The 25677-nt window shown below is 72.2% G+C and carries 21 protein-coding genes; 5 read left to right on the top strand and 16 right to left on the bottom strand.

Annotated elements, in window-relative coordinates; translation table 11 throughout:
• Positions 1-8: 8 nt before the first annotated feature.
• The 7 genes from OG272_RS37930 to OG272_RS37900 all read right to left on the bottom strand — a co-directional run bounded on the left by OG272_RS37930 (position 9) and on the right by OG272_RS37900 (position 7601).
• A complete protein-coding gene (locus OG272_RS37930) occupies positions 9-1046 on the bottom strand; it encodes a ketopantoate reductase family protein (RefSeq protein ID WP_405895584.1) in 1038 nt (345 codons plus the stop codon).
• Positions 1047-1217: 171 nt separating this feature from the next.
• Positions 1218-1766, bottom strand: a complete 549-nt coding sequence (locus tag OG272_RS37925; protein WP_327727324.1) for a DUF1697 domain-containing protein — start codon at positions 1764-1766, stop codon at positions 1218-1220.
• A 198-nt stretch (positions 1767-1964) separates the two neighbouring features.
• Positions 1965-2909 (bottom strand): CDP-alcohol phosphatidyltransferase family protein, encoded by a 945-nt coding sequence (locus tag OG272_RS37920; RefSeq protein ID WP_405895583.1) that lies wholly within the window; start codon positions 2907-2909, stop codon positions 1965-1967.
• 324 nt (positions 2910-3233) lie between these two features.
• Positions 3234-4436 (bottom strand): macrolide-inactivating glycosyltransferase, encoded by a 1203-nt coding sequence (gene mgt / locus OG272_RS37915; protein WP_405895582.1) that lies wholly within the window; start codon positions 4434-4436, stop codon positions 3234-3236.
• 104 nt (positions 4437-4540) lie between these two features.
• Positions 4541-5824: a sugar ABC transporter substrate-binding protein gene (locus OG272_RS37910; RefSeq protein ID WP_327727327.1), complete on the bottom strand. Its 1284-nt coding sequence runs from the start codon at positions 5822-5824 to the stop codon at positions 4541-4543.
• The gene (locus OG272_RS37905) at positions 5824-6657 is read right to left on the bottom strand and encodes a carbohydrate ABC transporter permease (RefSeq protein ID WP_326575613.1); all 834 of its coding nucleotides are present in this window, start codon (positions 6655-6657) and stop codon (positions 5824-5826) included. The genes OG272_RS37910 and OG272_RS37905 overlap by 1 nt, the downstream gene beginning before the upstream one ends.
• The gene (locus tag OG272_RS37900) at positions 6654-7601 is read right to left on the bottom strand and encodes a sugar ABC transporter permease (RefSeq protein ID WP_328224242.1); all 948 of its coding nucleotides are present in this window, start codon (positions 7599-7601) and stop codon (positions 6654-6656) included. The genes OG272_RS37905 and OG272_RS37900 overlap by 4 nt, the downstream gene beginning before the upstream one ends.
• Positions 7602-7744: 143 nt before the next feature.
• On the opposite strand from OG272_RS37900, the gene OG272_RS37895 reads away from it, so the two are divergent.
• Positions 7745-8608, top strand: coding sequence for an aminoglycoside phosphotransferase family protein (locus OG272_RS37895; RefSeq protein ID WP_327727329.1), 864 nt, complete (start codon positions 7745-7747; stop codon positions 8606-8608).
• 37 nt (positions 8609-8645) lie between these two features.
• Here the strand turns inward: OG272_RS37895 and OG272_RS37890 are convergent, their stop codons facing one another.
• The 3 genes from OG272_RS37890 to OG272_RS37880 form a co-directional block, all read right to left on the bottom strand.
• Positions 8646-9131, bottom strand: coding sequence for a GNAT family protein (locus OG272_RS37890; protein WP_326575619.1), 486 nt, complete (start codon positions 9129-9131; stop codon positions 8646-8648).
• Positions 9128-9850: a 3'-5' exonuclease gene (locus OG272_RS37885; RefSeq protein ID WP_326575621.1), complete on the bottom strand. Its 723-nt coding sequence runs from the start codon at positions 9848-9850 to the stop codon at positions 9128-9130. Before OG272_RS37885 ends, OG272_RS37890 begins: the two co-directional genes overlap by 4 nt.
• A 199-nt stretch (positions 9851-10049) precedes the next feature.
• Positions 10050-11288: an SAV2148 family HEPN domain-containing protein gene (locus OG272_RS37880; protein WP_326585573.1), complete on the bottom strand. Its 1239-nt coding sequence runs from the start codon at positions 11286-11288 to the stop codon at positions 10050-10052.
• A gap of 327 nt (positions 11289-11615) precedes the next feature.
• On the opposite strand from OG272_RS37880, the gene glgX reads away from it, so the two are divergent.
• The 3 genes from glgX (at position 11616) to OG272_RS37865 (ending at position 17779) form a co-directional block, all read left to right on the top strand.
• The gene (gene glgX, locus OG272_RS37875) at positions 11616-13772 is read left to right on the top strand and encodes a glycogen debranching protein GlgX (protein WP_328224241.1); all 2157 of its coding nucleotides are present in this window, start codon (positions 11616-11618) and stop codon (positions 13770-13772) included.
• A gap of 156 nt (positions 13773-13928) precedes the next feature.
• Positions 13929-16256 carry a malto-oligosyltrehalose synthase gene (treY, locus tag OG272_RS37870; RefSeq protein WP_405895581.1) on the top strand — a complete coding sequence of 776 codons (2328 nt, stop codon included), beginning with the start codon at positions 13929-13931 and terminating at the stop codon, positions 16254-16256.
• Positions 16257-16525: 269 nt separating this feature from the next.
• Positions 16526-17779 (top strand): M14 family zinc carboxypeptidase, encoded by a 1254-nt coding sequence (locus tag OG272_RS37865; RefSeq protein ID WP_327732095.1) that lies wholly within the window; start codon positions 16526-16528, stop codon positions 17777-17779.
• Between the two features lie 93 nt (positions 17780-17872).
• On the opposite strand, the gene OG272_RS37860 is transcribed toward OG272_RS37865, so the two are convergent.
• The 3 genes from OG272_RS37860 to OG272_RS37850 all read right to left on the bottom strand — a co-directional run bounded on the left by OG272_RS37860 (position 17873) and on the right by OG272_RS37850 (position 20389).
• Positions 17873-18280, bottom strand: a complete 408-nt coding sequence (locus tag OG272_RS37860; protein WP_326575627.1) for an SSI family serine proteinase inhibitor — start codon at positions 18278-18280, stop codon at positions 17873-17875.
• Positions 18277-19644: a M14 family zinc carboxypeptidase gene (locus OG272_RS37855; protein WP_327727332.1), complete on the bottom strand. Its 1368-nt coding sequence runs from the start codon at positions 19642-19644 to the stop codon at positions 18277-18279. The genes OG272_RS37860 and OG272_RS37855 overlap by 4 nt, the downstream gene beginning before the upstream one ends.
• 193 nt (positions 19645-19837) lie before the next feature.
• A complete protein-coding gene (locus OG272_RS37850) occupies positions 19838-20389 on the bottom strand; it encodes a DUF1707 and FHA domain-containing protein (protein WP_326575631.1) in 552 nt (183 codons plus the stop codon).
• Positions 20390-20630: 241 nt separating this feature from the next.
• Here OG272_RS37850 and treZ point away from each other — a divergent pair, with 241 nt between their 5' ends.
• On the top strand, positions 20631-22376 hold the full coding sequence (gene treZ / locus OG272_RS37845) for a malto-oligosyltrehalose trehalohydrolase (protein ID WP_327727333.1): 1746 nt from the start codon (positions 20631-20633) through the stop codon (positions 22374-22376).
• A gap of 275 nt (positions 22377-22651) precedes the next feature.
• Here treZ and OG272_RS37840 read toward each other — a convergent pair whose 3' ends face one another.
• The 3 genes from OG272_RS37840 to OG272_RS37830 form a co-directional block, all read right to left on the bottom strand.
• Complete coding sequence (locus tag OG272_RS37840; protein ID WP_327727334.1) at positions 22652-23590, bottom strand: aminoglycoside phosphotransferase family protein; 939 nt, start codon at positions 23588-23590, stop codon at positions 22652-22654.
• Between the two features lie 48 nt (positions 23591-23638).
• Complete coding sequence (locus OG272_RS37835; RefSeq protein WP_327727335.1) at positions 23639-24805, bottom strand: aminopeptidase P family protein; 1167 nt, start codon at positions 24803-24805, stop codon at positions 23639-23641.
• A gap of 112 nt (positions 24806-24917) precedes the next feature.
• Complete coding sequence (locus OG272_RS37830; RefSeq protein WP_327727336.1) at positions 24918-25538, bottom strand: LysE family translocator; 621 nt, start codon at positions 25536-25538, stop codon at positions 24918-24920.
• Between the last annotated feature and the right edge of the window lie 139 nt (positions 25539-25677).

The following is a 25677-nucleotide window of genomic DNA, read 5'->3' as shown; positions in this document are numbered from 1 at the left end:
ACCTCACGCTAGGGACGGGTCGCCCGGTCCTCTTGAACAAACGCGACAGCCTCGTCCGCCAGCCGCGTCAGCTCCGCCACCGGCAGCGAACCGGCCTCCCTGCGCTCGTGGGCGAACGTGTTCGCGAGCCGTCTCAGCAGGTCGTTGAGCGGGGTCGGTACGCCGTGCAGGCGGCCCAGCAGGGTGATCTCGCCGTTGAGGTGGTCGGCCTCGATGGTGCCGGTGCCCCGGGCGAGGGACTGCCAGGAGGAGCCGCCGCCGCGCGAAGCGCCGTCCAGCGGGACGAGGGTGATCTTGTCGCCCCGGGTCCGCCTCTGCTCCTCGGCGCTCGCGTACGCGATCCCGGCGGCGTCGAGGACCCGCTCGCCCTCCGCCCGCACCCGGGCGTACAGCGCGCCCGCCGCCTCGCCGGTGGCCGGGCCGCTCACCGCTTCGAGGGCGTTGCCCAGGTTGGCCATCAGCTTGGCGTACTGCCAGCGCCGCACGTCCGGTACGACCGGGGCCTCGAACCGGGATTTCTCCAGATCGGCGGCGATGCGGTGGGCCGTCTCGTCGGTGCCGTGCGGGTAGCGGCCGAGGTGGAGCATGCCGGTGAGCGGGGTACCGGCCGCCGACACGACGCCGGGCTCGACGAAGGTGGCGGGCAGCCAGACGCACACGCCGTACACGCGGTGGAAGCGGCGCAGGGCGAGGCGCTGGCCCTCGACGCCGTTCTGGGCGCAGACCAGGGGGAGCCGCTCCGCGGCGGTGCCGCCGCCGGTCACCGGGGCGGGACCCCAGGCGGCGAGGGCCGGCTCGGTGTCCTGGGTCTTCACGGCGAGGAGGAGGACGTCGTCGGGACGGAGGTGGCCGAGGGCGGCGGGGTCGGTGACCGTGGGGAGGTGGTGGGTGTGGGCGCCGTCGGGGGTGACGAGGCGCAGGCCGTGGTCGCGCAGGGCGGTGTGGTGGGCGCCGCGGGCCACCAGGACGACCTCGTGGCCGGCTTGGGCGAGGCGGCCGCCGATGGCTCCGCCGACCGCGCCGGCGCCGATGACGATATAGCGCATGGGTACATTAAACGGCTCGCCCACGGAGTGGGATGTGACGACCGTGTGGCGACTGCGGGCACGGGGGATGTTTCCCGCCCACGTGGCGGGGCCGCACACGGATACGGCCCCGCGCCCCCGGAATTCGCCTTACGGGGCCGGAGTCGGTCGGCCGGGGTCAGCCGGTCCGTGTCAACCGGTCCGTGTCAGTTCCGCCAATTTCACGACCGTGTTCCAGTTGCGGGTCGTGGCGATCAGGCCCTTCAGGAGGCGGGGCTTCGACAGGGTCTCCGCGAGCTTGGAGCGGCCCAGGCCCTCCGGAGCGTACAAGTACAGGGCGCGGTCTCCGAGTCCGAACTCCTCCGGCAGGAAGGCCTGTCGGTCGATCCCCTCGAAGCGGGACGCGTCCACGGTCTCCGAGAAGTACGTCACGTGGAGCTGTTTGCCCTCCAACTCCGCTGCCGGGAAGGGACAGTCCTCTCGGACGGACTCCAGGTACGCGTGGTCGCGCACCAGGACGTCGACGGTGAAACCGAAGTGTTTCCCGATGGCGGTCGTGATGTCCGCGGCGAGGGAGTTCTCGTCTCCGTGGTCGCTGGTGAAGACCGCGTTACCGCTCTGGAGGTAGGTGGCCACGCCGTCGTGGCCGAGGCCGGTCAGCAGGGTCCGGAGGTCGGCCATCGGGACCTTCTTGCTGCCGCCCACGTTGATCCCGCGCAGGAGCGCCGCGTACGTCGTCATGGGCTCACGATATGCACGTCGGGGCAGGTTCGCCCTGAGAGACGAGCGCGTAAGGGTCCTAGGCCCGTCCGAGGCCCGTCCGAGGCCCGTCCGAGGCCCGTCCGAGGCCCGTCTCAGGCCGGTTCCTACGGCTGGTTCCACGCGGACGTGGCCGGGAGGGTGACACCGCCCCGGCCACGTCCGCGTACCTCTGCCGGCTCAGGCCGCCGTGGCCACGTCCCCCCGGTCGAAGGAGTCGAGGGTGCGGGTGAAGTCGCGGGTCGACAGCAACAGCTTGTAGACGATGGCCAGTTCGAAGACGAGCAGCAGGGCGCCGGAGACGACGGTCGCCGCCATCACCGAGTCGACGATCGGGCCGATTATGAAGACGCCCATCTGGAACTCGATGCCGCTGATCAGATGGGGGCGGACCCGGTGGCGCAGCAGGAACGACCGCATGCGCAGATAGGCGGGGAAGCGGCGGCGGAACTCCTGGTGCAGGTCGACGACCTGGGTCTGCGGCGCGGCCTGGGTGACCTCGGCGGTGGCCGTGCGCAGGTCCTGCTCGATGTCGGCCTCGGGGTTCTCGCGCAGCAGGTCCTCCATGAAGGCGAGTTCCCGCTCGTTCTCGGCGCGGCGGGCCTCACGGAGCCGGGCCTTGATCTGCTTGCGCATGGTGTGGCGGACCTTGAAGGTCTCCAGGGAGTTGATGTAGCGGAGCGCGTCGCAGCCGATGACGGCGGCGGCGAGCCAGATGTAGAAGGTCTCGCCCGTGCGGTGGTACTGACCGGCCATCAGCGCCACCGAACAGGCCGCCACCCGGACGCGGTCGAAGACGAAGTCGAGCCAGGCGCCGAACACGGAGCCCTGGCCGGTGAGCCGGGCGACCTTGCCGTCCATGCAGTCGAGGATGAAGCTCAGGTGGTAGACGACGGCTCCGGCGATCAGCCAGCGCCAGTCGCCCAGCGCGAAGAAGCCGGCCGAGACCAGGCCCAGCAGGAAGGCGCCCCAGGTCAGCTGGTTGGGCGTGATCCTCGTGTACTTCGCGGTGAGCCGCACCAGCGGCGTGGCGACCGGGTCGACGAGCAGCACGGTCCACCAGGCGTCCCGCTTCTTCTGCGTGACGCGGCGCACTTCCGCGAGGTCGGGTATGTCTCGGCGCATGGGTCAACTTCCTGGCGTTCGAAGTGAATTCACATCCAGCTTGGGATTCGTTCACCCGAGGTACAAGAAGCGCCGAACACAACCTTTCGGAGGGGGTAACGGTCCAACCCGGCAACAGAGTCAATGCGTTTCTCTCGCAGGCCGGGCGTTACCCGAGCGTTATGAAATGACCGGACCGTTACCTAAAACGTGCCGGGACTTCACGGTAAAAGTGGAACCTTCGGGCTTGCCCCGCTATCCGCCCCTTGGTCAGTGCCGCCTTGGTCAGTGCCGCCTTGGTCAGTGCCGCCTTGGTCAGTGCCGCCTTGGTCAGTGCCGCCTTGGTCAGTGCCGCCTCGATCCGCCGCTCAGCTCGGCCTCGACGAGATCGGCGGCCCGTCGGGTGCCGCCCTCGCCCATCATCCCCCGCCGCACCTCGTCGAGCCGGCGCGCCACCTCGGGGTCGTCGACGAGGGCGAGGACCGCCTCCCGCAGGGCCCCGGCCGTCGCCTCCTCCCTGGGCAGATGGCGGGCGACGCCGAGCGACTGGAGCATGTCGGCGTTGCCGAACTGGTCGACGGCCTGCGGTACGGCGACCATGGGCGCGGCGGTGGCGAGCCCTTCCTGACTGCCCCCGGCGCCCCCGTGGGTGATGAACGCGTCGGCCTGCCTGAGGATCGCGAGCTGCGGCACCCAGTCCCGCACCTCCACGTTGGCCGGGATCTCCCCCAGCTCGGCCGGGTCGACGTGCCTGCCGACCTGGAGCACCATGTGCCAGCCGGGCAGGTCGCCGAAGGCCTTCACGCACTCGCGGTAGAAGTCGGGCTGCTTGGTGAAGGACGAGCCGAGGGAGACGAGCAGCACCTTCTCCGCGCCTGCCGGTCGCGACCAGCCACCCTGTGCCGCGCGGTCGCCCTGGCAGGCGCCGACGAAGGTGTAGCGGCTCTCGTCGACCCGGTCGGCGTTCGGCTGGAGCGCCTTCGGGATGAGGACCAGGGAACGGGCGGGCCTTCCGACGAACGAGTCGGGGTGCTCGGCGATCCCGTTCTCCTCCAGCCAGGCCTGGAAGCGGGCGTAGTACGCCTTGCCGCGTTCCGTCTTCTTCGGCTCGGCCCACATGGGTTCGGCGACCTCTTCCTCGTAGCCGGTCCAGGCGACCAGGTTCGGGGACAGCGAGATCGCCTTCACGCCCCAGCGGTGGGCGAGGACGGGCGCCGGGTACGCGGTGATGTCGTGCAGCACGAGGTCGGGCTCGTCGCCCTCGTACGCCTCGACGAGTTGCGGCAGGGCCTGGATCGCGTCGTTCAGGAAGGGCTCCACATTGTCGAGGAGCGTGGCCCCCCATGCTTCGGGGTCGGCGTCCGGGCCGGGCAGCGTCGAGTGCCAGAGCTTCGGCTCGGCACCGGTCCGCGCCACCTTCTCCGCGAAGGCCGGCGGGATCGCGTACGTCACCCGGTGGCCTCGGGCCACCAGCTCCCGGATCACTTCGAGGCTCGGGTTCACGTGCCCGTGGGCGGCGATGGAGAACATGGCGATGTGGGAGGTCATGGATCGACCGTACGCAAGACGATACGTCTCGTGCAATCTCTTTCCGGCTCCCGGACCGTGCCGGCCCTGTGGACCCCTCGACGGTGACCTGAGCGGCCGGCCGCTCAGCGCTGATAGCGGGCCAGCACCAGGTTGCCGTCGTCCTCCAGCCGTTCGCGCAGCTCGTCGAGGTCGATCGCGCCGCTGTAGTACTCCTGGTAGGCGGGGGTGGCGACCTTGTCCTTCCACTCCGGGTAACCGCGCACGGACTGGGCGGGGGCGGAACGCAGATGGGCGGCGAGAGCGGTGCCGGTGGCCCAGTCGTGCTCGGTCGTGTGCAGGGCGGGGTCCTTGAGGGCCTCGGTACCGGTCGGGAGCATCCAGTCGCCGAGGGCCAGACGGACCATGTTCTCGGGGCGGAGGAGGAAGTCGATGAACGCGGCGGCCTCCTCCTTGTGCGGGCTGTCCTCGGCGACGGACAGGGTCTGCGGACTGACGCCCTGGGTGAGGCCGTCGGCGCCGGCCGGGGCGGGCAGCACCTGCCAGTCGAAGCCCTCGGGGGCCTGCTGGACGATCTGCTGACGGTACGAGAAGCCGAGCGGGACCATCGCGTACGTGCCGCCGAAGAAGCCGGGCAGCGTGTCGGAGCCGCCCATGCCGAGCGTGGTGCTCGACGCGCTCCCGTCGCTGTTCACCTCGTCGTGCACGGTCTTCGGGACCACCGCGTCGGCCGCCTCGAAGCGGACCTGGACCTTGCCGTCCGCGTCCCGGTGGAACAGCTGCCCGCCCGCCGACAGGGAGAGGTTCAGCGTGGCCGACACCGGTTCCTTCAGCGGCCAGGCGACGCCGTACCTGCCGTCGCCGCTCAGCTCCTCGGCGACTTCGCGGAACTCCGCCCAGGTCCACGGGTTCTCGGGCGTCGGAACCCGTACGCCCGACTCGCGGAGCCAGGTGGCGTTGGCGATCAGGACCCTCGGTTCCTGGAGGAACGGCACCCCGTAGATCCCGTCCCCGAAGGTCGTCGTCTCCCAACTGCGCTCCGGGATGTCCGACCTGAGCCGCTCCGGCAGCAGCTCGCGCAGATCGGCGAGGTAGCCGCCGTACGCGAAGTCCGCGAGGTCGTCGGAGGCGTCGTGGATGATGTCCGGCGCCTCACCGCCCTCGAAGGAGGTGAGCAGCTGGTCGTGGACGCTGTCCCAGGACCCCTGGACGTACTCGACCTTGACGTCCGGGTGGGTCGCGTTCCACTCCTTCACCAGCTCCTTGTTGGCCGCGACGGACTCCTCCTGCCAGGCCAGGGACTGGAAGCGGAGGGTGACGCGGCCGTCGTCGGAGGCGGTGTCGTCGCCGGTGCAGCCGCCGGCCAGGAGGCACAGCAGCAGGGTGGTGATCAGCCGTCGTGCGCGCATCAGCTCTTCACCGCCCCGGCGAGCATGCCGCCCGTGATCCGTTTCTGGATGACCGCGAAGACGACCAGCGAGGGGAGCGTGGCGAGGAAGGCCGCGGCGGCCAGGGGGCCGAGGTCGGCCACGCCCTCCGCGCCGATGAAGTGGGTGAGCACCACCGGCAGGGTCTGTTTCTCCGGGGTCTTGAGCAGCACCAGCGCGAAGAAGAACTCGTTCCAGGCGGTGATGAACGCGAACAGCGCCGTCGCCACGATGCCCGGCGCCAGCAGCGGCGCCGTCACCGACACCAGCGTGCGCAGCTTCCCGGCCCCGTCGACCGCCGCCGCCTCCTCCAGCTCGGCGGGCACGGCGCGGACGTAACCGACGAGCATCCACAGGGCGAACGGCAGCGCCCACACCACGTACACCATGATCAGTCCGGGCATGGAGTTGATCAGCCGGAGGTTCTTCAGCACCAGGAACAGCGGGATGATCACCAGCACGAACGGGAACGCCTGGCTGACCACCACCCACCCGGTCGCCATCCGCGACAGCGTCGTGCGGTGCCGGGCCATGACGTACGCCATCGGGGTCGCGATCAGTACGGCGACGACGGCCGCGCCGAGCGCCGCGACCAGCGAGTTGAGCGCGGCCTGCAGCAGGGGCTGTTCGTCGAAGGCCTGCCGGAAGTTGTCGAGGGTCGGGTCCTTCGGGATCCAGGTCGGGTGGAGACTGCCCAGCTCGCGGGCCGGTTTGAAGGCGGTGGAGACCAGCCAGAGGAAGGGGAACGCGAGGAAGACGAGATACGCGAGGAGGGCCGCGTACTGACCGGTTCGTGCAGCCCTGCCGGTCCTCACGCGTCACCACCCCGCCTCAGCCGGCCGACCAGATGGAACGCGAGGACGATCGAGATCACCGCGACCATCACACATCCCATCGCCGCCGCGTACCCGAACTGCCCGTAGCGGAAGGCCTCCTCGTACGCGAAGAGCATCGGCAGGCGGGTCCGGCCGCCCGGGCCGCCGTTGGTCAGGACGTACACCAGGGCGAAGGAGTTGAAGTTCCAGATGAAGTTGAGGGCGGTGATCGCGAGGGCGACGGGACGGATGGCGGGCCAGGTGACCGTGCGGAAGCGGCGCCAGGCGCCCGCGCCGTCCATCGCGGCGGCCTCGTGCAGTTCGCGCGGGGTGTTCTGCAGGCCGGCCAGGAGGGCGACGGTGGTCTGGGGCATGCCCGCCCAGACACCGACCACCATGACGGCGGGCAGGGCGGTGGCCAGTCCGCTCAGCCAGTCGCGGCCGTCGCCGAGGCCCAGGTCGCGGATGGTCTCGTTGAGGATGCCCGCGTCGGGGTTGTAGACGAGCCGCCACATGATGCCGACGACCACCTCGGGCATGGCCCAGGGGATGATCGCGAGCGCCCGCGCCAGCCAGCGCAGCCGTAGGGGCTGGTTGAGAAGCAAAGCCAGGCCGAGGCCGAGCAGGAACTGCGGCACGGTCACGCCGACCGCCCACAGCAGGCCGATGCGGAAGGAGTCCCAGAACAGGGTGTCGTGCAGCAGGTCCTGGAAGTTGAGCGTGCCGATCCAGCGGGTGGGTTCGGTCCGGCCGGACTGGGCGTCGGTGAACGCCAGCGCGATCCCGTACAACAGCGGTCCGACGCTCAGCACCAGGATGGGGATCAGCGCGGGCAGCACCAGGAACCAGGCGCCGTGGTCGAGGAGGCGCCGCTCCCCGTCCCCGGCCGAGGTGCGCCGCTTCACCGGTCGCGGGCGCTTCGGCGTCGCGGTCGCCAAGGTCATGTCCGTCATCGTGCTGAGGGCATGACAGGGCGTCAAGGCACCGCGCACAGGGCCCGACCTGTGCGAATGCGAGACTGACCCCTGGATGGCGTGAACCTGACGCCCCGGGGCGAGCGTCGGACGGACGGACACGGAGGCGAAGGATGGACGAGGCACGGGCGCGGGACGTACTGGCCGCGGCCGGTGTGCTGCCCGGCGCGGCCGGGGAGGCGCGGCTGCTCGCGCTGGGCGAGAACGCGGTGTTCGCCGCCGGTGACCTGGTGGTCAAGGTGGGCCGCGACGCCGAACTCCTGGACCGGGCCCGCCGCGAACTGAGCGTCGCCGACTGGCTCGCCGACGCGGACGTCCCGGCGGTGCGGGCCGCCGAGCCGGAGGCCCTGCTCGTCGAGGGGCACCCGGTGACGGTGTGGCACCGGCTGCCCGACTCCGTACGCCCCGCCGGGCCGCGCGATTTGGCCGAACTCCTTCGGCTGGTCCACGCCCTCCCCGCCCCGCCCTTCGCACTGCCCCGCCGTGAACTGCTGGGCGGTGTGGAGCGCTGGCTGCGCCTCGCCGGGGACGCGATCGACCCGGCGGACGCGGCCTACCTCCGCGAACGCCGCGACGGCTTCGCGTCGGCGGCGGCCGCCCTCACCCCCCACCTTCCCCCGGGCCCGATCCACGGCGACGCCCTCCCCCGCAACGTCCACCTCGGCCCCGACGGCCCTGTCCTGGTCGACCTGGAGACCTTCTCCGGCGACCTCCGCGAACACGACCTCGTCGTCATGGCCCTCTCCCACGACCGCTACGGGCTTCCGGCCGGGGAGTACGACACCTTCACCGCGGCGTACGGCTGGGACGTGCGCGCGTGGGACGGCTGTTCCGTACTGCGAGGCGCCCGCGAGACGGCCAGCTGCGCCTGGGTCGCCCAACACGCGCCGACCAACCCCAAGGCACTGACCGAGTTCGAACGCCGCGTCGCCTCGCTGCGGGACGGGGACGAGACGGTCCGGTGGTATCCGTTCTGAGAGACGCCCAGCCCGGACAGCCCGGAGGAGGCCCGCTCTAGGCGGCCCGGAGTATGAGGGCCACTTCGTCGATCTCGGCGTCGCGGGACAGGGCGAAGCCCCGATCGTGGCCGGTGACGACGAAGCCGCACTTCCGCAGGACGCGGATCGAACCGGTGTTGTCGGCGGCCGCGTGGGCGTACAGGGGGCGGGCGGGGTGGAGGTCGATCAGGGCGGTGAGGGCGGCGGTGGCGATGCCTCGGCCCCAGTGGGCGCGGTCGATCCAGTAGGTGACCTCGCGTTCGTCCGGCGGGCCGAAGACCGCCGCGTTGCCGACGACCTCGCCGTCGGCGACCACCGTGCGCGGCAGGATGTCGGGATTCGCGCGGATCTTCGCCCAGTGCTGGTCGAAGAGCTCCCGGTCGTTGTGGTAGTCCCGGGTGAAAGCGGCGACCTGCTGTGCCTCGGTGTCGGACCCGTGCCGCCAGAAGAACGGCAGGTCGCTGTCCCGCACTTCGCGGAGGGAGATCGGCGTGGTCGTCATACCGTCTCCTCCGCCGGCTCGCGCAGCGGCCAGATCGCGTCCACGACCGCCTCCGGGTTGCCCTTGCGGCGGAGGAAGGCCTGGAAGTCGGCGGCCCACTCGGCGTACCAGTCGATCTGGCGGCGGTGCAGCTCGGCCGGGCCGAGGGCGGCGACCTTCGGATGGCGCTGGGCTATCGCGCGGGCGAGCCGGGCGGCGGCCAGGGCGTCGGCGGAGGCGTCGTGCGCGGCGTCGAGCGGGACGCCGTACTCCCCGCAGACCGCTTCGAGGTTGCGCTTGCCGCGGCGGTAGCGGTCGACGGAGCGGTCGATCGTGTACGGGTCGATGACCGGGGCCGGGTCGCGGCCGCCGAGTCGTTCGCGCAGGGACGGCAGGGCGTGCCGGCGCAGCTCGGCGGAGAGCAGGGTCAGGTCGAAGGCCGCGTTGTACGCCACGACCGGGACGCCCGTCTTCCAGTAGGAGACGAGGACGTCGGCGATGGCGTCGGCGACCTGGTCGGCAGGTCTGCCCTCGGCCACGGCACGGGCGTTGGTGATGCCGTGCACCGCCACCGCCTCCTCCGGGATCTCCATGCCCGGGTCGGCGAGCCATTCCCGGTGTCCGACCGGCTCCCCGTCCTTGACCTCGATGACCGCGCCCGTGACGATACGCGCCTCGCGCGGGTCCGTCCCGGTGGTCTCCAGGTCGAAGCCGATCAGCAGCTGCCGGTGCCAACCCATGCTGGCCCCCCTTCTTGGTGGTGCTTTCCCCCAGTGACCACCACCATCGCATGGGCCACTGACAATCCGAGGACCGCATTCCGCCGGGCGCCCCGCCACCCGGCGACAGCCCTGGTCGCGACCCGGGCCACGGCCGGAGCCACAGCCGGAGCCACAGTCCCGTTCACGGCCCGGTTCACGGCCCCGTCCCCGGCCCGGTTCATGACACCGGTCGTGAGTCCGCCCACGCCACTTCGAACTCCTCGCGGTAGGTGTCGAAAAGCCCGGCTTCGCCGTTCTCGTGCGCCTTGAGGACCCGGTTGCCGCCGCGCAGGACGAGGACCGGCGCCTCCATGCCCCGGGTGCGGCGCAGATAGGTCTGGATGACGGCGACACCGTCCGTGCCGTCGCCGTCTACGAGGTAGGCGGTGAACCGGGGCGTCTCGTCGAACACCTGGATCTCGAAGGCGCCGGGGTCGCGCAGCTTGGAACGGACCCGGCGCATATGGAGGATGTTCATCTCCACGGCACGGCTCAACTCGCCGCGTTTTATGCCGAGTTCGCGCTCGCGTCGCTTCACCGCGCTGGACGCGGGATTCAGGAAGAGCAGCCGCACCCGGCAGCCCGACTCGGCGAGCCGCACCAGCCGCCGCCCGGAGAAGTTCTGCACGAGGAGGTTCAGGCCTATGCCGATGGCGTCGAGGCGGCGGGCGCCGCCGAAGAGGTCCTCGGCGGGGAACTGCCGCAGCAGCCGCACCCGGTCGGAGTGGACGCCGACGACGTCCGCGTACCGTTCGCCGACGAGGTCCTCGACGGCGTCGACGGGCAGCCGGCGCGCGGAGGGCACGTCGCTGCCCGCGCCCAGGATCTCCAGCAGTTTCGCCGAGGCGCGCTCGGCCTGGGCGAGGACGGCCTCGGACAGGGCACGGTTGCGGGAGACGACGTTCCGGGTGACCTCCAGCTCGTCCAGGGCCAGTTCCACGTCGCGCCGCTCGTCGACGTACGGCTCGAAGCAGGGCCAGTGCTGCACCATCAGCTCCCGCAGCTGCGGGAGGGTGAGGAAGCTCAGCACGTTGTCGTCGGCGGGGTCGAGCAGATAGCCCTTGCGGCGGCTGACCTCGCGTACCGCGACGGCCCGCTGCACCCACTCCTGTCCGGCGGGTCCGGCGGCGGCGACCACCCAGTCGTCGCCGTGGACGGGCTCGTAGATGGGCCGCAGCACGGCGGCCACCACGGCGCGCAGCCGCTGCTCGACGAGGTTCAGCCAGATGTAGGCGCGGCCGGCCCGCTGGGCGCGCGTACGCACTTCGAGCCAGGCGTCGGCGTTCCAGTCCAGTTCGGGGCCGATGGAACCCCTGTCCATCGGCCGCGCCAGGGACACCGCGCCGGGTGGGACATCTGTGGAGTTCCCCTCGTGACCCTCGTCACCAGGAGGCAACTCCAGCCCTCCCGAGCCCACCCGCGCACCGCCTTCCGCTCCCCCGAGCTCGCCCCTACTCAACGATCAAGGAAGGGTACTCCGGTAGCGGGTGCCGATACAGCCGGATGGACAGGTCGTTTCTCAACTACCCCACGTGACTTGCCCGTTCCGGCCCGCTACCACCTCGGGAGTGAGCCGATTCATAGCGGTCGACGGCGATGACCCGACACTGGAGGCCCGCGGGGCGTCACGATGTGTCCACCACTGGGCAGGAGGGACGTATGCCCTAGGAGGTTCCATCAGTTTGGGGGAGACTCCCTGCGGAGTCGCACCCAGCGACGCGCGACAACTGGAAGAGTCGTATCCATGCAGGTCTGGCCTGGACAGGCGTATCCGCTCGGCGCCACGTACGACGGCGCCGGTACCAACTTCGCGGTCTTCTCGGAGGCCGCGCATCGAGTAGAGCTGTGTCTGCTGGACGACGACGGCTCCGAGACGGCGGTGGAACTGCGCGAGACGGACGCGTTCGTGCGGCACGCGTACCTGCCCGGCGTGATGCCGGGGCAACGGTACGGCTTCCGTGTGCACGGCCCGTACGCGCCGGAGCGCGGGCTGCGCTGCAACTCCGCGAAGCTGCTCCTCGACCCGTACGCGCGCGCCATCAGCGGCTCGGTCAAGTGGGGGGAGGAGGTGTACGGCTATCACTTCGGAGCGCCCGACCAGCGCAACGACCTCGACTCGGCACCGCACATGATGACCTCGGTCGTGGTCAACCCGTACTTCGACTGGGGCGACGACCGCCGGCCCCGCACCGAGTACCACCACACGGTGATCTACGAGGCCCACGTCAAGGGGCTGACCATGCGGCACCCGGGGCTGCCCGAGGAGCTGCGCGGCACGTACGCGGCGCTCGCCCACCCGGCGATCATCGAACACCTGACCGCACTGGGCGTCACGGCACTGGAGCTGATGCCCGTACACCAGTTCGTGAACGACCATCGTCTGGCCGACATGGGCCTCAGCAACTACTGGGGCTACAACACGATCGGCTTCTTCGCCCCGCACAACGCGTACGCCTCCTGGGGCGACCGCGGGCAGCAGGTGCTGGAGTTCAAGTCGGCGGTCCGGGCACTGCACGAGGCCGGGATCGAGGTCATCCTCGACGTGGTCTACAACCACACCGCCGAGGGCAACCACCTGGGTCCGACGCTGTCCTTCAAGGGCCTCGACAACCCGTCGTACTACCGGCTCACGGACGACCCGCACTACTACATGGACACGACGGGCACGGGGAACTCCCTGCTCATGCGGTCCCCGCACGTCCTGCAGCTGATCATGGACTCGTTGCGGTACTGGGTCACCGAGATGCATGTCGACGGCTTCCGCTTCGACCTCGCCGCGACCCTGGCCCGGCAGTTCCACGAGGTGGACCGGCTGTCGTCGTTCTTCGACCTCGTCCAGCAGGACCCCGTGGTCTCCCAGGTGAAGCTGATCGCCGAGCCCTGGGACGTCGGCGAGGGCGGCTACCAGGTCGGGAACTTCCCGCCGCTGTGGACCGAGTGGAACGGCAAGTACCGGGACACGGTCCGGGACCTGTGGCGGGGCGAGCCGCGCACACTGGCGGAGTTCGCGTCGCGGCTGACCGGATCGTCGGACCTGTACCAGGACGACGGGCGGCGCCCGCTGGCCTCCATCAACTTCGTGACCTGCCACGACGGCTTCACGATGCGGGATCTCGTCTCCTACAACGACAAGCGCAACGACGCGAACGGCGAGGACAACCGGGACGGGGAGAGCCACAACCGGTCGTGGAACTGCGGAGCCGAGGGCGAGACCGACGACCCCGGGGTGACGGCGCTGCGGGTCCGGCAGATGCGGAACTTCATCGCCACGCTGATGCTGTCGCAGGGCGTGCCGATGCTCAGCCACGGGGACGAGTTCGCGCGGACGCAGGGCGGCAACAACAACGCGTACTGCCAGGACAACGAGCTGTCCTGGGTGCCGTGGCCTGCCGGCGAGGACGGGGAGGACCGGGAGGACGGGGAGGGCGGCGACGGAGCCGAGGTCTTCGGGGATCTGCTGGAGTTCACGCGCGCGATGGTGTGGCTGCGGAAGGATCATCCGGTCTTCCGGCGGCGGCGGTTCTTCCACGGCCGGCCGGTGGAAGGGACGCACGACGAGCTGTCGGACATCGCCTGGTTCACGCCCGAGGGGCAGGAGATGGCGCAGCGGGACTGGGACTCGTCGCGGGCCGGGGCGCTGACGGTGTTCCTGAACGGGAACGCGATCTCCGAGCCGGGTGCGCGTGGCGAGCGGATCTCCGACGACTCGTTCCTGTTGCTGGTCAACGCCTCGGCGGAACCGCTGGAGTTCGTGGTGCCGGTCAATCACGGGCCGCAGTGGCAGATGGTCGTGGACACGGGGCGGGAGGACGCGGTTCCGGTGGACGGTCCGAAGGTGGCGGCCGGGGACCGGGTGACTCTGGTGGATCGGAGCCTGGCTGTTTTCAGGCGGCCGACCTAGGCCCGGCCCGCTCGCGGGATTCGCCGCAGGGGTGGCTTCGGTTCCTGGCTGCGGGTGGTCCGTGGCTGATCGCGCGGTTCCCCGCGCCCCTCGAAAGCAGGGTGTCGTCGCGTGTCAGGGTGCTCCAAATGTCCTGGGGCGGGTACGTAGGAGTGCATGACCTCTGTCGTGCCTGCCGCCACCTATCGGGTTCAGCTTCAGCCCGACTTCCCCTTCTCCGCCGCCGCGGCCGCCGTGCCGTACATCGCCTCGCTCGGGGTGTCGCACCTCCATCTCTCGCCCGTGCTGGAAGCCGTGCCGGGGTCGGGGCACGGCTATGACGTGGTCGACCACGGCCGGGTGCGGGGGGAGCTGGGCGGGGAGGAGGGGCTGCGGGCGCTGGCCAGTACCGCGCGGGCCCACGGCCTCGGTCTCGTCGTGGACATCGTGCCCAACCACATGGCCATGGCGCCCCGGCACAACAGGGCGCTGTGGGACGTGTTGCGGGAGGGGCCGGAGTCGGCGTACGCGCGGTGGTTCGACATCGACTGGGAGGCGCAGGGCGGGCGGGTGCTGCTGCCGGTGCTCGGCGGGCCGCTGGGCGCGGAGATCGACCAGTTCGTGGTGGACGGGCGGGAGCTGCGCTACTACGACCACGCGTTCCCGCTGCGGGAGGGCACCGAGAAGCTGCCGTTGCCGCAGCTGCTGGACGCGCAGTGGTACCGGCCGGCGTGGTGGCGGCTGGCCCGCACCGAGCTGAACTACCGGCGCTTCTTCAGCATTTCGGAGCTGATCGGGGTGCGGGTGGAGGAGCCGGACGTCTTCGACGCCACCCACGCGAAGATCCTTCAGCTGCTGGAGGAGGGTGTCGTCGACGGGCTGCGCGTCGACCATCCCGACGGGCTCGCCGATCCCGACGCCTATCTGCGGCGGCTGCACGAGGCGACCGGTGGGCGGTGGACCGTCGTCGAGAAGATCCTGGCGGACGGGGAGGCGCTGCCGGCGGCGTGGCCGGTCGCGGGAACCACCGGCTACGACGCGCTGCGGCACGTCGACGGACTGTTCACGGATCCGGCGGGGGCGGGTGAGCTGCTGGGGCAGTACCGGCGCTTCACGGCCGCGCAGGCCGACCGGGGCGGCGAGTGGGAGTCGACCGTGCGGCGGGCCGCGTACCGGGTGCTCACACACGAGCTGGCCACGGAGGTGGAACGGCTCACCCGGGTGGCGCACCGGCTGTGCGAGCGCTCCCCCGAGCCGGCCTTGCGCGACCATGCGCCGTGGGCGCTGCGCACCGCGCTGTGCGAGCTGCTCGCACGGATGGAGGTGTACCGGCCGTACACCTCCCAGGACGCCGCCCTGGTCGTCACCGAGGAGGCCGCGGCCGAGGCGCGCGCGGTGTTCGTGGTGCCCGAGGAGGCCCGGTCGGTGGACGCCGTACGGGATCTGGTGCTGGGCCGGGTGGGTGAGGGGCCGGGGCACGCGGAGTTCCGGGCGCGGTTCGCGCAGACCTCGTCGGCACTGCGGGCGAAGTCGGTGGAGGACACGGCGTTCTATCGCTATGTGCCGTTGCTGTCGGCGAACGAAGTGGGGGGCGATCCGGGGAGTCCGGCCGTGTCGCCGGAGGACTTCCACGCCTACTGCGCCCGTGTGCAGCGCGACTGGCCGGCGACGGGGACGGTGTTGTCGACGCACGACACCAAGCGCAGTGCGGATGTGCGGGCGGCGATCGCGGTGCTCGGGGAGTGCCCGGGGCGGTGGGCCGATGTGCTGGCGGAGGTGACGCGGGACGGGGCGGGTGTGCCGGATCCGCAACTGGCGTGGGCGGCCTGGCAGACCGCGTTCGGGCTCGGGCCCGCGGCCGAGGAGCGGCTTCAGGGGGCCCTGTTGAAGCATGTGCGGGAGGCCGGGCTGCACACCTCCTGGACCGAGCAGAACCCGGCGTACGAGCAGGCGGTGGCGGACTTCGTCGCACGCGGGCCCGCCGTGGACGCCCGGGTCGCCGCACTGCGTCAGGAGCTGGAGCCGTACGTGCGGGCGAACGGTCTCGGTGCGGCCCTGGTGCAGTTGACGATGCCGGGGGTGCCGGACGTCTACCAGGGGACGGAGAGCGAGTACCGGGCGCTGGTGGATCCGGACAACCGGCGGGCCTTCACCCCGCAGGACGGGGAGTCCGAGAAGTTCCGGCTCACCTCCGCCGCGCTGCGGCTGCGCGCGCGGCGGCCGGAGGTGTTCGGGGACGCGGCGGCCTACACGCCGCTGTCGGCGGACGGGGCCGGCGCCGGGCACTGTGTGGCCTTCGCGCGGTCCGGGGAGGTGGTCACGGCGGTGACACGGTTGTCGCTGCGGCTGGCGGAGGCCGGCGGCTGGGGGGACACCCGGCTCGTGCTGCCGGAGGGGCGGTGGGCCGATGTGCTGGGCGAGGGGCGGGAGTTCGCGGGGGTCGTGCGGATGGCGGAGCTCTTCGAGGTGCTGCCGGTCGCGCTGCTGGAGCGGGTCGGCGGGTGACGGTGACGTCCCTGCCGGGTGACGGTGACGCCCCTGGCGGGTGACGGTGACGTCCTGCCGAGTGACGGTGGATACGCCGCCGGGTGACGGCGGCTCGACTGCCGGGTGACGGCGGCTCGGCCGCCGGGTAGCGGTCACTCCCGTGCCGGGTGACGGTGAATGCGACTGGGCGCCCCTGGGCGCCGCCCCTTCCACGGAAGGACACTGGCCACATCCACACCCGGCTCCGCCGGGTGTGTGGATTCTGATGCCAGGTGGACTGGACGGGGGTGGGTCTCCTGTTGGAGCTCGGTTATCCCACAGTGGCTGAACTGGAGTCGGCCGCAAGGAATCTGACGAACCGTCGGCCGGAGCTGTGCGCGCTGCGGCGGATCGGTGTCTCGCGGGCCGGCCGGCCGCTGTGGCTGCTGTCCGTGGGCCGGGCGAGACGGGCCGTCCTGGTCGTCGCGGGCGCCCACGCGAACGAGCCGACCGGCGGCTCCACGGTGCTCGCCCTGGCCCAACGGATCGTCCATGAGCGGGAGTTGCGGGCCGATGTCTCCTGGCACTTCGTGCTCTGCGCGGACCCGGACGGGGCGAGGCTCCACACGACCCCGGCGCCGCGCACCCTCCTCGACTACCACCTGGGGTTCTTCCGGCCGGCCGGTCCCGAGCAGCCGGAGTGGTCGCCGTCCGTGCTGCCGCCGGACCGGCTGCCGCCCGAGACGCACGCCCTGCTGAGGGTGATCAGCGAGCTGCGGCCCTACCTCCAGGTGACCCTGCACGGCACCGATCTCGGCGGCAGCTGGGTGCAGTTGACGAAGGACGTGCCGGGGCTCGCCGAGCCGTTCGCCAAGTCGGCGGCCGAGCTGGGCATACCGGTGGAGATGGGCGCGTCCGACGCCGCGGGCTGGCCCGTCTCCGGTCCCGGGGTGTTCGTGATGCCGCGGCCCGGGGGCCACGCGGCGTACCCGAGCATGCCGGACGACGCCCGCCACAGCACCTGGTACCACGCCCACCGGTACGGCGGCCTGACGGCGGTCGTGGAGGTGCCGATGTGGGCGAGCGACCTGGTGGACGACACGGCCCCGCATCCGGCCCCGGCGGCGGCGCTGCGCCATCTGGCGCGACGGCTCCTCTCGGACGCGGCCCGGGTGGAGCGGGTCCTCGCCGAGGCGCTGCCCCGGCTGCCGGGCCCCGAGGGACCGTTGCTGAGGGCCGCCCGGTGGGCGCTGGCCCTGGTGCCGGGGCTGGCCCGGGACTGGACCGACGGGCCGCCGGCGGATCTGTCGACGGCGTACGTGGGCAGTGTGGACGCCTTCGGGCGCCGGCTCCCGTTGCGGGCCGCGGCGATGCTGCGGCGCGCGCTGGTGGATGCCGACGCCCCCGGGGCACCGCTCCTCGAAGAGCTGGTCGCCGAGTGGTGCGAGTCCTTCGCCGACCGGTTCCACGCGCGGTGGGTGCCGGTGAGTGACCAGGTCGAGCACCAGGTGCGGACGGTGCTGGCGGCCGCGGCGTGTGCGCGGGGGGACACGGGGTCCTGAGTGCGCCTGCCGGGGTGCCTCGTCGTGTTGTCGGGCGGCCGCGGGCCGTCAGCGGCTGGTCGAGCGGTTCCCCGCGCCCCCTGTGGGTGACCGTCAGTCCGACAAGGCGAACACCGCTCCCGTTCGGGCCGCCATCACGCAGGCGTTCGCGAACGTCTGCTCGTAGGTGACCGATCTGCCGTTCCACCGGCCTTCGGCGGTGGCTCGGACGGGGGCGTGGATCTCGGTGCACAGGGCGTTCCTGTGGGGGATGCGGGTGATGTCCCCGCTGGTCTCGCGGAGTTCCGCGCAGGCCTGGGCGGCGCGGCCGTGGCCCTGGGGCGGGTCGCAGAGGAGCAGGGTGCCGCGGGTGTCGGAGGAGCGGGCGTCGCCCCGGGTGAGGGAGACGTAGAGCCAGTCGCCGTGGGTGGCGGCCGGCCGGTCCGGGGCCGAGGCGCCGACGGTGAGGAGGGCGAGTGCGGCGAGCAGGCCGCCGCGTACCGCGCGGGTGGGGTTCGTCATTCCCGGTGCATCGGCACGGCGGGCTCGGAACTCCAATCCGGCTCACCCGAACGGGAGTCCGCGTGGGCGTCCGGGCAGGTCCCGTGGGGGGCGGACCCCGACGTGCGCGGGCGCCCGGCGGCCAGGTCGAACGCGGCGAGGACCACGTGGGCCTGGTATTCCGCCTGGCGGGCGACGGGGATCCAGCGTGCCCCGTAGCCGTCGCGGTACTCGGCGCACCACTCGTCGATGAGCCGGTCGAGCTCGGGCAGGGCGTCGCCCGGGTCGCGTCCGGCGCGGGTCACCAGCTGGTGCAGCAGCCCGGCTGTGCGCAGGGCGACCCGGCGGCCGGAGATGGCGAGGGTGGTGAGCCGGGCGGTGTCGAGCGGGGGCAGGGGCCGGGCGGCGCCGTCGTGGACGTCGGGGTCCCAGGAGTCGGCGAGGCCCGGCCCGACCAGTAAATAGTCGTCGACCGGGGCGAGGAGCCGGGCCGCGTCCGGGCCGCCGCTCGCCGAGGGGCGGACCCGGGCGAGGATGCCCTCCAGGAGCCGGGTGTCGCGGCGCAGGGCGCGGCTGACGGTGCGCAGTACGGCGTCGGCGTCCGGCGTCGGGGAGACGTCCTCGACGGCGGTCACCCCCCACATGGGTGCCTCGACGACGGCGGTGACCGTGCCGTAGCGGTGCGGGTGGAACCAGGTGGACTCGACGGCCGCCTCGGTGATGGCGGCGGCCAGGTCGCCCCGGCGCGGGGGCGGGATGCGGTAGACGGCGGGGCCGAGGCAGGGCCAGTACAGGGTGTCGTACGGTCTCAGCTCGCGCGGGATGCCGAGGCGGGCGGCGATGCGGGCCACGCGCTCGGCGATGCCCGGCAGTTCACGGGTCAGCTCGACGAAGCCGCCGCCGATGTCGACGCCGTGCAGCGAGCACTGGAAGAAGGGCCGCAGTTCGTCCTGGAGGCCGAGCAGGGTGCGGGTCTCCGGCAGGGCGGCGCCGGCCGCGCCGTCGGGCAGCCACTCGGGCTGTTCCAGGAAACCGGGGCGGAAGAAGTGCCGGAAGTGGTGCCCGAGGGTGTACGGGCCGGACAGCCAGCCCTCGTTGCGGCGGGAGCCGTCGGGGTCGAGGCTCAGCAGCAGGTTCCAGGTGATGTCGGCGGCGTCGCTCAACCGGGGGTCGGCCAGGGCCCGTTCGGCGAGCCGGAGGACGGTGGCGCCGCCCACGGGTTCGTTGGCGTGCGGACCGGCGACGATCAGGGTGTGGCGGCTGCCTCGTCCGACGGACAGCAGCCACATCGGCGTGCCCGCCCGTGAGGTGCCCACGCGGCGCAGTCGGGCGCGGTGCGGATGTCGGGCGACGAGGGCCGCGGCGCGGGCGGACAAGTCGTCCACGGTCGGGTAGCGGAGGAGTGGCGGCAGGGCACACCTCCACGAATGTGGCGCCGTCGGTTCACCTGGTGTGCATGGTGTAAGCACAGTCAGTCACGGCCGAGAACGTACGTCAACACCCCCGAACGGAAGGGAAGTTGACAAACTCGCTGGGTAAATCCCAGGCCAGAGCTTTGCCGTGGGATCGGTCAGAAGGTCATTCCGAGGAGAGACGGAACGTCATGCGGCCGAAACTCACCTGGTCGCCGTCGCGGACGACGGCCGCGCCGATCACCCGACGGCCGTTGACGGTGGTGCCGTTGGTGGAGCCGAGGTCACGCAGGATCCACATGCCGCCCTGCCGGCTCAGCTCGGCGTGCACCCGGGAGACCGTCTCGTGGCTGAGCCGGAGCCCGCTCGCGGGGTCGCGGCCGATGCGCAGGGCGTGGTCGCTCGCCGGGTGCGGCAGTTGAAGCTTGGGGAGCCGCTCGGCCTGCCAGGCCCGGCGCAGCTTCACGCCGAAACCGGAGACCGCCCCGACGGTGCCGAGCACCAGCCGGGACCAGCGCTTCTCGGCGGGCAGGTCGGCGGTGAGCGCGGCGAGTTCGTCGGAGCGGCGGGCGGTGAGCGCCAGCTCCATCCGCCGGATGAACGTGTCGTGCGACAGGCGGCCCAGTGCGACGCCGTCACGGAGCGCCCTCAGCGCGCGGTCGCGCTCGGCGTCCGACAGCCGCGCGGGGTATGTGTGGAACTCGAAGGACGACGTCACGCAGGTGATTGTCGGTCAGGGGGGCCGGAGGTGTCCAGACAGGCCGTAAACGGTGACCATCCCCGGACATGCCCGACGGACGAGCGACGCGGGCGGGCAAAAGCGGTGATCCGGGCGCGCGACGATCTCGTTTGCAGCACGATGGACAGAAGCGGTTCCGGGGGTGTGCGCGTACTTCCCCGGAGCGGCCGACCCCCTGACTACCCAGGACCACGACCGGCAGCCGAGGGAGAACCGTTCCGTGCAGTTCGAGGTGTGGGCACCGCAGGCCGAACGTTCGACGCTCCACCGCGCGGGCGCCACGCATGCCATGGAGCGCGATCCGGAGCGGCCGGGGTGGTGGACGGCCGAGGCGGAGGCGTCGGACGGCACGCGCTACGGATTCGCCGTCGACGACGGTCCGGTGCGTCCCGATCCGCGCTCGCGCCGCCAGCCGGACGGCCCCGACGGGCTGAGCGCGGTCGTCGACCACGGGCGGTACGCGTGGCGCGCGCAGTGGTCCGGGCGCGGGCTGCCGGGCGCGGTGCTGTACGAGCTGCACGTCGGCACGTACACCGTGGAGGGCACGCTGGACGCGGCGGCCGGGCGCCTCGCCCATCTCGTCGAACTGGGCGTCACGCACGTGCAGTTGATGCCGGTGTGCCCGTTCCCCGGGACGCACGGCTGGGGTTACGAGGGCGTCTCGCTCTGGGCGGTGCACGAGCCGTACGGCGGGCCCGAGGCGCTGAAGCGGTTCGTGGACGCGGCGCACGAGCTGGGCCTCGGGGTCGTGCTCGACGTCGTGCACAACCATCTGGGCCCCTCCGGCAACTACCTGCCCGTCTTCGGCCCGTACTTCACCGAGCGGCACCACACGCCCTGGGGCGCGGCGGTCAACCTGGACGCGCCCGGCTCGGACGAGGTACGGGCGTACTTCCTGGAGAGCGCGCTCGCCTGGCTGCGCGACTACCGCCTGGACGGCCTGCGGCTGGACGCGGTCCACGCGCTCAAGGACACCCGCGCCCTGCACTTCCTCGAGGAACTGTCGACGGCGGTGGACGGGCTCGCCGAGGAGGTCGCCCGACCGCTGTTCCTGATCGCCGAGTCGGACCTGAACGACCCCCGTCTGGTCACCCCGCGCGCGCAGGGCGGGCTGGGCCTGCACGCCCAGTGGAACGACGACTTCCACCACACCCTGCACACCACCCTGACCGGCGAGTCGCAGGGCTACTACGAGGACTTCGCGCGGGCCGGTCTGTCGGGCCTGGCGAAGACCCTGACGGGCGGCTACTTCCACGACGGCACGTACTCGTCCTTCCGGGAGCGCCGCCACGGCCGCCCCCTGGACCGTACGAGCGTCTCCGCGCACCGGCTGCTGGGTTACACCCAGACCCACGACCAGGTCGGCAACCGCGCCCAGGGCGACCGTCTCGCCGCCACCCTCTCCCCCGGCCTGCTGGCCTGCGCGGCCGCCCTCGTCCTCACGGGCCCGTTCACGCCGATGCTCTTCATGGGCGAGGAGTGGGCCGCGTCGACGCCCTGGCAGTTCTTCACGGACCACACCGATCCGGAACTCGCGGAGGCCGTACGGCGGGGGCGGCGCCGGGAGTTCGCGGCGCACGGATGGGCCGAGGAGGACGTCCCCGACCCCCAGGACCCGGCGACCCGCGACCGCTCGTGCCTCGACTGGTCCGAGCCGGCGCACGAGCCCCACGCCCGGATGCTGGCCTGGTACCGCACCCTCATCACCCTCCGCCACACCTTCCCCGACCTCTCCGACCCCGACCTCTCCGACGTCAAGGTCGCCTTCGACGAGGAGGCCCGGTGGTTGGGCTTCCGGCGGGGGGATGTGCGTGTGGCGATGAACCTGGGCACCGAGCCGGCCGCGATTCCCGTCGGGGTGCCGCACGCGCGGGTGCTGGCGGCCTGGGACCCGGTCCAGGCGCCGGGAGCGGATGGCGTGCTGACGCTTGGCGGGGAGTCGTGTGCGGTGCTGACGGTGGCGTGAGCCGGCACCCGGCGGCTGGGGCCGGGCGGGGGGGAGGAGGCGCCTACCGGCGCTGACAGGGTGCCGCCGCGCCACACCCTCCCCCGCTCTCGGCTGCGCTCGACCGGGAGGTGCCCCCATCGCCCCAGCGGCACGCTTGCCCGCAGTCATGCGGGCGAAGGGGCGCAGCCCCTTCAGGGGCGCGGGGAACTGCGCGATCAGCCACATACGGCCCGCGGCCGCCACACGACACGCACGACCCGAGCCATGGGGCGCCCCTCGTCAGTTCTCAGTCCTCAGTCCTCGCCCCGCAGATCCGTCACCCTCTCCAGCAGGATCGCCTCCCAGGTGCGCCGCAGGCGGTTCCGGAGGACCGGCAGGGGGGCCGGGGCCCGCCCCCGCACCCCCTCCGCGAGGGCGATGACCGTGTCGCAGCGGGCCAGCCAGAGGCCACGTAGGCAGGGGCGGGCGCCGTAGCCGGCGAGGGTGGCCGCGCGGACCGCGGCGGGCGCGCCGACGGCCGTGGCGAGCCCGGCGATGTCCTCGGCGGGGTCACCGATGACGGCGTCGCCCCAGTCGAGGACACCGCGGACCCGGCCGTCGGCACTGACGACGAGGTGGTCCCCGGTGAGCCCGTGGTGGACCAGCACCGCGCCCGGCGCCGCCAACTGCGCGGCGTTCGCGGACGTCAGCTGCCCGAGCCGCCCCGCGTCGAACTCGTCGGCCGCGGCGAGATGCCGCGCCGCGCGCCCCGCCGCCGTACGCAGCGCCTCCAGCGGGCGCGGGGCGAGCCGGGGCACCCCGAGCGGCTCGGCCTGCCGCAGCGGTACCTCGCGCAGCCCCGTGAGGAGCGCCGCCAGATCCGCCTCGCCCACGGCGGACACGTCGTGGTCCTCGGCAGTACCGCCCGGCAGCCTCGTGTCGAGCGTGTAGGTGAGCCCGCCGGACCACTCGCCGTGCGCGACGCTCACCGGGACGGCGACGGCGACATGCGGACGAACCAGGTCCCGCAGCCGCAGTTCGCGCCGCTGCCGCCCGACGGCGTGCCGGTCGGTCGCGAGGCGCAGCACATGACGGCTGCCGACCCACCAGGTGCCGTGGGTGTCGTCCCCGGCGACGGGCCGCACCTCGGGGCCGTCGCCGCCCTTGCCGCCGCCGGGCCCCTCCCCGTTCTTCAGCAGGGAACGGACCAGTCGGCGGACGCTGTCCGCGGTGGGTGTCGGTACCTGGGTCATGGTCGCGCCGTCGTCCGGGGGTTCAGGGGAGCAGGGGCACGCGGTCGGTCACTCGACCACCGCCATCTCGCGCGGGGTGGTGTTGAGACGCCGGCCGCCGTCCTCGGTCACCGTCACGATGTCCTCGATCCGTACGCCGAAACGGCCCGGCAGATAGACGCCGGGTTCGACCGAGAAGCACATGCCGGGCACGAGGGGCCGCTGCTCTCCCTCGATCATGTACGGCGGTTCGTGCGTGGTGACGCCGATGCCGTGCCCGGTGCGGTGGATGAAACGGTCGCCGTACCCCGCCCCGGTGATGACCGCGCGGGCGGCCCGGTCGACGTCCTGGCAGGCCGCGCCCGGCCGTACCGCGCGGAACCCCGCCTCCTGGGCGGCCCGCACGATGTCGTGCACCTCACGCTCCTCGGCGTCCGGTTCGCCGACGTGGACGGTGCGGGAGGTGTCGGAGCCGTAGCCATCCTTGAGGCCGCCGAAGTCGAGGACGACCATGTCGCCGTGGCGGATGACGCGGTCGCCCGCCTCGTGGTGCGGGTTGGCGCCGTTCGGGCCCGACGCGACGATCGTGAAGTCGACCTGGGAGTGCCCGAACCGCCGCAGCAGCCCGGCCAGATCGGCGGCGACCTCGGTCTCCCGGCGGCCGGCGAAGGGGACCTGGCGGATCTCCTCGTACGCCCGGTCGGCGGCCGCGCCCGCCGCCGCCATCCGCTCCAGCTCGGCCGCGTCCTTCACCGCCCGCAGCATCGGCAGGGCCTCGGTCAGCGCCACGTACGTCGTCCCGGGCAGCCGTCGTTGCAGGCCGAGCAGGTGCAGCGCCCAGGAGTTGTCGCTGACGCCGAAGCGGCCGCGCGGGCCGAGGACGGAGACGGCCGCGTCGTACGGGTCCTTGCCGTCGGTCCAGTCGCGGAGCGTGAGCGCGGGGCCGCCGGGTGCCTCGGCGGCGTCCGGGGCCTCCAGGGTGGGCACCACCAGCACCGGGTCCACGCCGTCGCGCAGCACCAGCATCGTCAGCCGCTCCGTCTCCGGCGGCCGGTGTCCCGTCAGCCACACCAGGTCCGGGCCGGGTGCGACCAGCAGCCCGTCGAGCCCGGCGTCCGCGGCGGCCCGCGCCGCCCGCCGCATCCGGGCCCGGTGGTCGTCGGCGGTGAAGGGCGCGGGCGGGGCCTCGGCGGTGGACGGCGTGGGCGCGGGACGGTCGCCGGGCGTGCCGGTCATCCATGCCTCCGTGTGCTCGGAAGTCCTGGGGCTACGGGCAGCATCCTGCCCCTCCGCCGCAGCGCACGCGAGCCGATTGCCGCGTGGCGTCGACCGTCGTCCGGCTCCGGCGTCAGCTCTCCAGCGCGAGACGCGCGCCGAGGAGCAGCAGAACGCCTCCGGAGACCTGCTCCAGGCGCCGCCGCACACCCGCCCGGGAGAGCACGGCCTTCATCCTGCCGACGAACCACACGTAGAGGCCGTAGTAGCCGATCTCGTAGACCGCCCAGAGCGCGGCGAGCCCCACCATGGTGGGCAGATGGGGCGCACCCTCGGGCACGAACTGCGGCAGGAACGACATCGCGAAGATCGCCGCCTTGGGGTTGGCGAGGTTGAGCAGCAGTCCGCCCCGGTACGAGGCCCAGCCGCTCTTCCCGGCCGCCTCCCCGACGCTCTCCGGCTGGACCTCGGAACGGCGCGCCTGCCACAGGGTCTGTACTCCGAAGACGACGAGGACGACCGCGCCGACGATCCGCATGACGTCGTACGCCAGCTCGGAGGCGGCCAGCAGGGCGGTCAGGCCGAACGCGGCGACGAGGCCCCAGACGAAGACGCCGGTCTCGTTGCCGAGCACGGTCAGGAAGCCGGAACGCCTGCTGCGCAGGGACTCCTTGATGATCAGCACCGTGCTGGGGCCGGGCGAGGCGGCGATCAGGGTGCAGGCGCCGAGGAAGGCGAGAAGGGTGCTCAGCATCCCGCCATCGTGCCCCTCGGGCGCCGGGTCCGGCCAGTGGGTTACGAGGGGTCCGCGAGCAACCCGCGCCGCTAATGCCTGCAGCTTGTCCAATCGTTAGAACTAATGCTTGTATTCGACTGTTCCATTAAGTCAGACA

The organism is Streptomyces sp. NBC_00104 (assembly GCF_045160825.1).
Classification (GTDB): domain Bacteria; phylum Actinomycetota; class Actinomycetes; order Streptomycetales; family Streptomycetaceae; genus Streptomyces.
This window is presented reverse-complemented; position numbering and strand designations above follow the sequence as displayed.

Coding starts and splice junctions, on each gene's coding strand:
- OG272_RS37885 (WP_326575621.1), bottom strand. CDS start 9,850: ATGGGTTGGCACCGGCAGCTGCTGATCGGCTTCGACCTGGAGACCACC.
- OG272_RS37895 (WP_327727329.1), top strand. CDS start 7,745: ATGGACGAGGCACGGGCGCGGGACGTACTGGCCGCGGCCGGTGTGCTG.
- OG272_RS37890 (WP_326575619.1), bottom strand. CDS start 9,131: ATGACGACCACGCCGATCTCCCTCCGCGAAGTGCGGGACAGCGACCTG.
- OG272_RS37920 (WP_405895583.1), bottom strand. CDS start 2,909: ATGCGCCGAGACATACCCGACCTCGCGGAAGTGCGCCGCGTCACGCAG.
- OG272_RS37930 (WP_405895584.1), bottom strand. CDS start 1,046: ATGCGCTATATCGTCATCGGCGCCGGCGCGGTCGGCGGAGCCATCGGC.
- OG272_RS37910 (WP_327727327.1), bottom strand. CDS start 5,824: ATGCGCGCACGACGGCTGATCACCACCCTGCTGCTGTGCCTCCTGGCC.
- OG272_RS37860 (WP_326575627.1), bottom strand. CDS start 18,280: ATGACGAACCCCACCCGCGCGGTACGCGGCGGCCTGCTCGCCGCACTC.
- OG272_RS37840 (WP_327727334.1), bottom strand. CDS start 23,590: ATGACCCAGGTACCGACACCCACCGCGGACAGCGTCCGCCGACTGGTC.
- treY (WP_405895581.1), top strand. CDS start 13,929: ATGACCTCTGTCGTGCCTGCCGCCACCTATCGGGTTCAGCTTCAGCCC.
- OG272_RS37925 (WP_327727324.1), bottom strand. CDS start 1,766: ATGACGACGTACGCGGCGCTCCTGCGCGGGATCAACGTGGGCGGCAGC.
- glgX (WP_328224241.1), top strand. CDS start 11,616: ATGCAGGTCTGGCCTGGACAGGCGTATCCGCTCGGCGCCACGTACGAC.
- OG272_RS37830 (WP_327727336.1), bottom strand. CDS start 25,538: ATGCTGAGCACCCTTCTCGCCTTCCTCGGCGCCTGCACCCTGATCGCC.
- OG272_RS37900 (WP_328224242.1), bottom strand. CDS start 7,601: ATGACCTTGGCGACCGCGACGCCGAAGCGCCCGCGACCGGTGAAGCGG.
- mgt (WP_405895582.1), bottom strand. CDS start 4,436: ATGACCTCCCACATCGCCATGTTCTCCATCGCCGCCCACGGGCACGTG.
- OG272_RS37835 (WP_327727335.1), bottom strand. CDS start 24,805: ATGACCGGCACGCCCGGCGACCGTCCCGCGCCCACGCCGTCCACCGCC.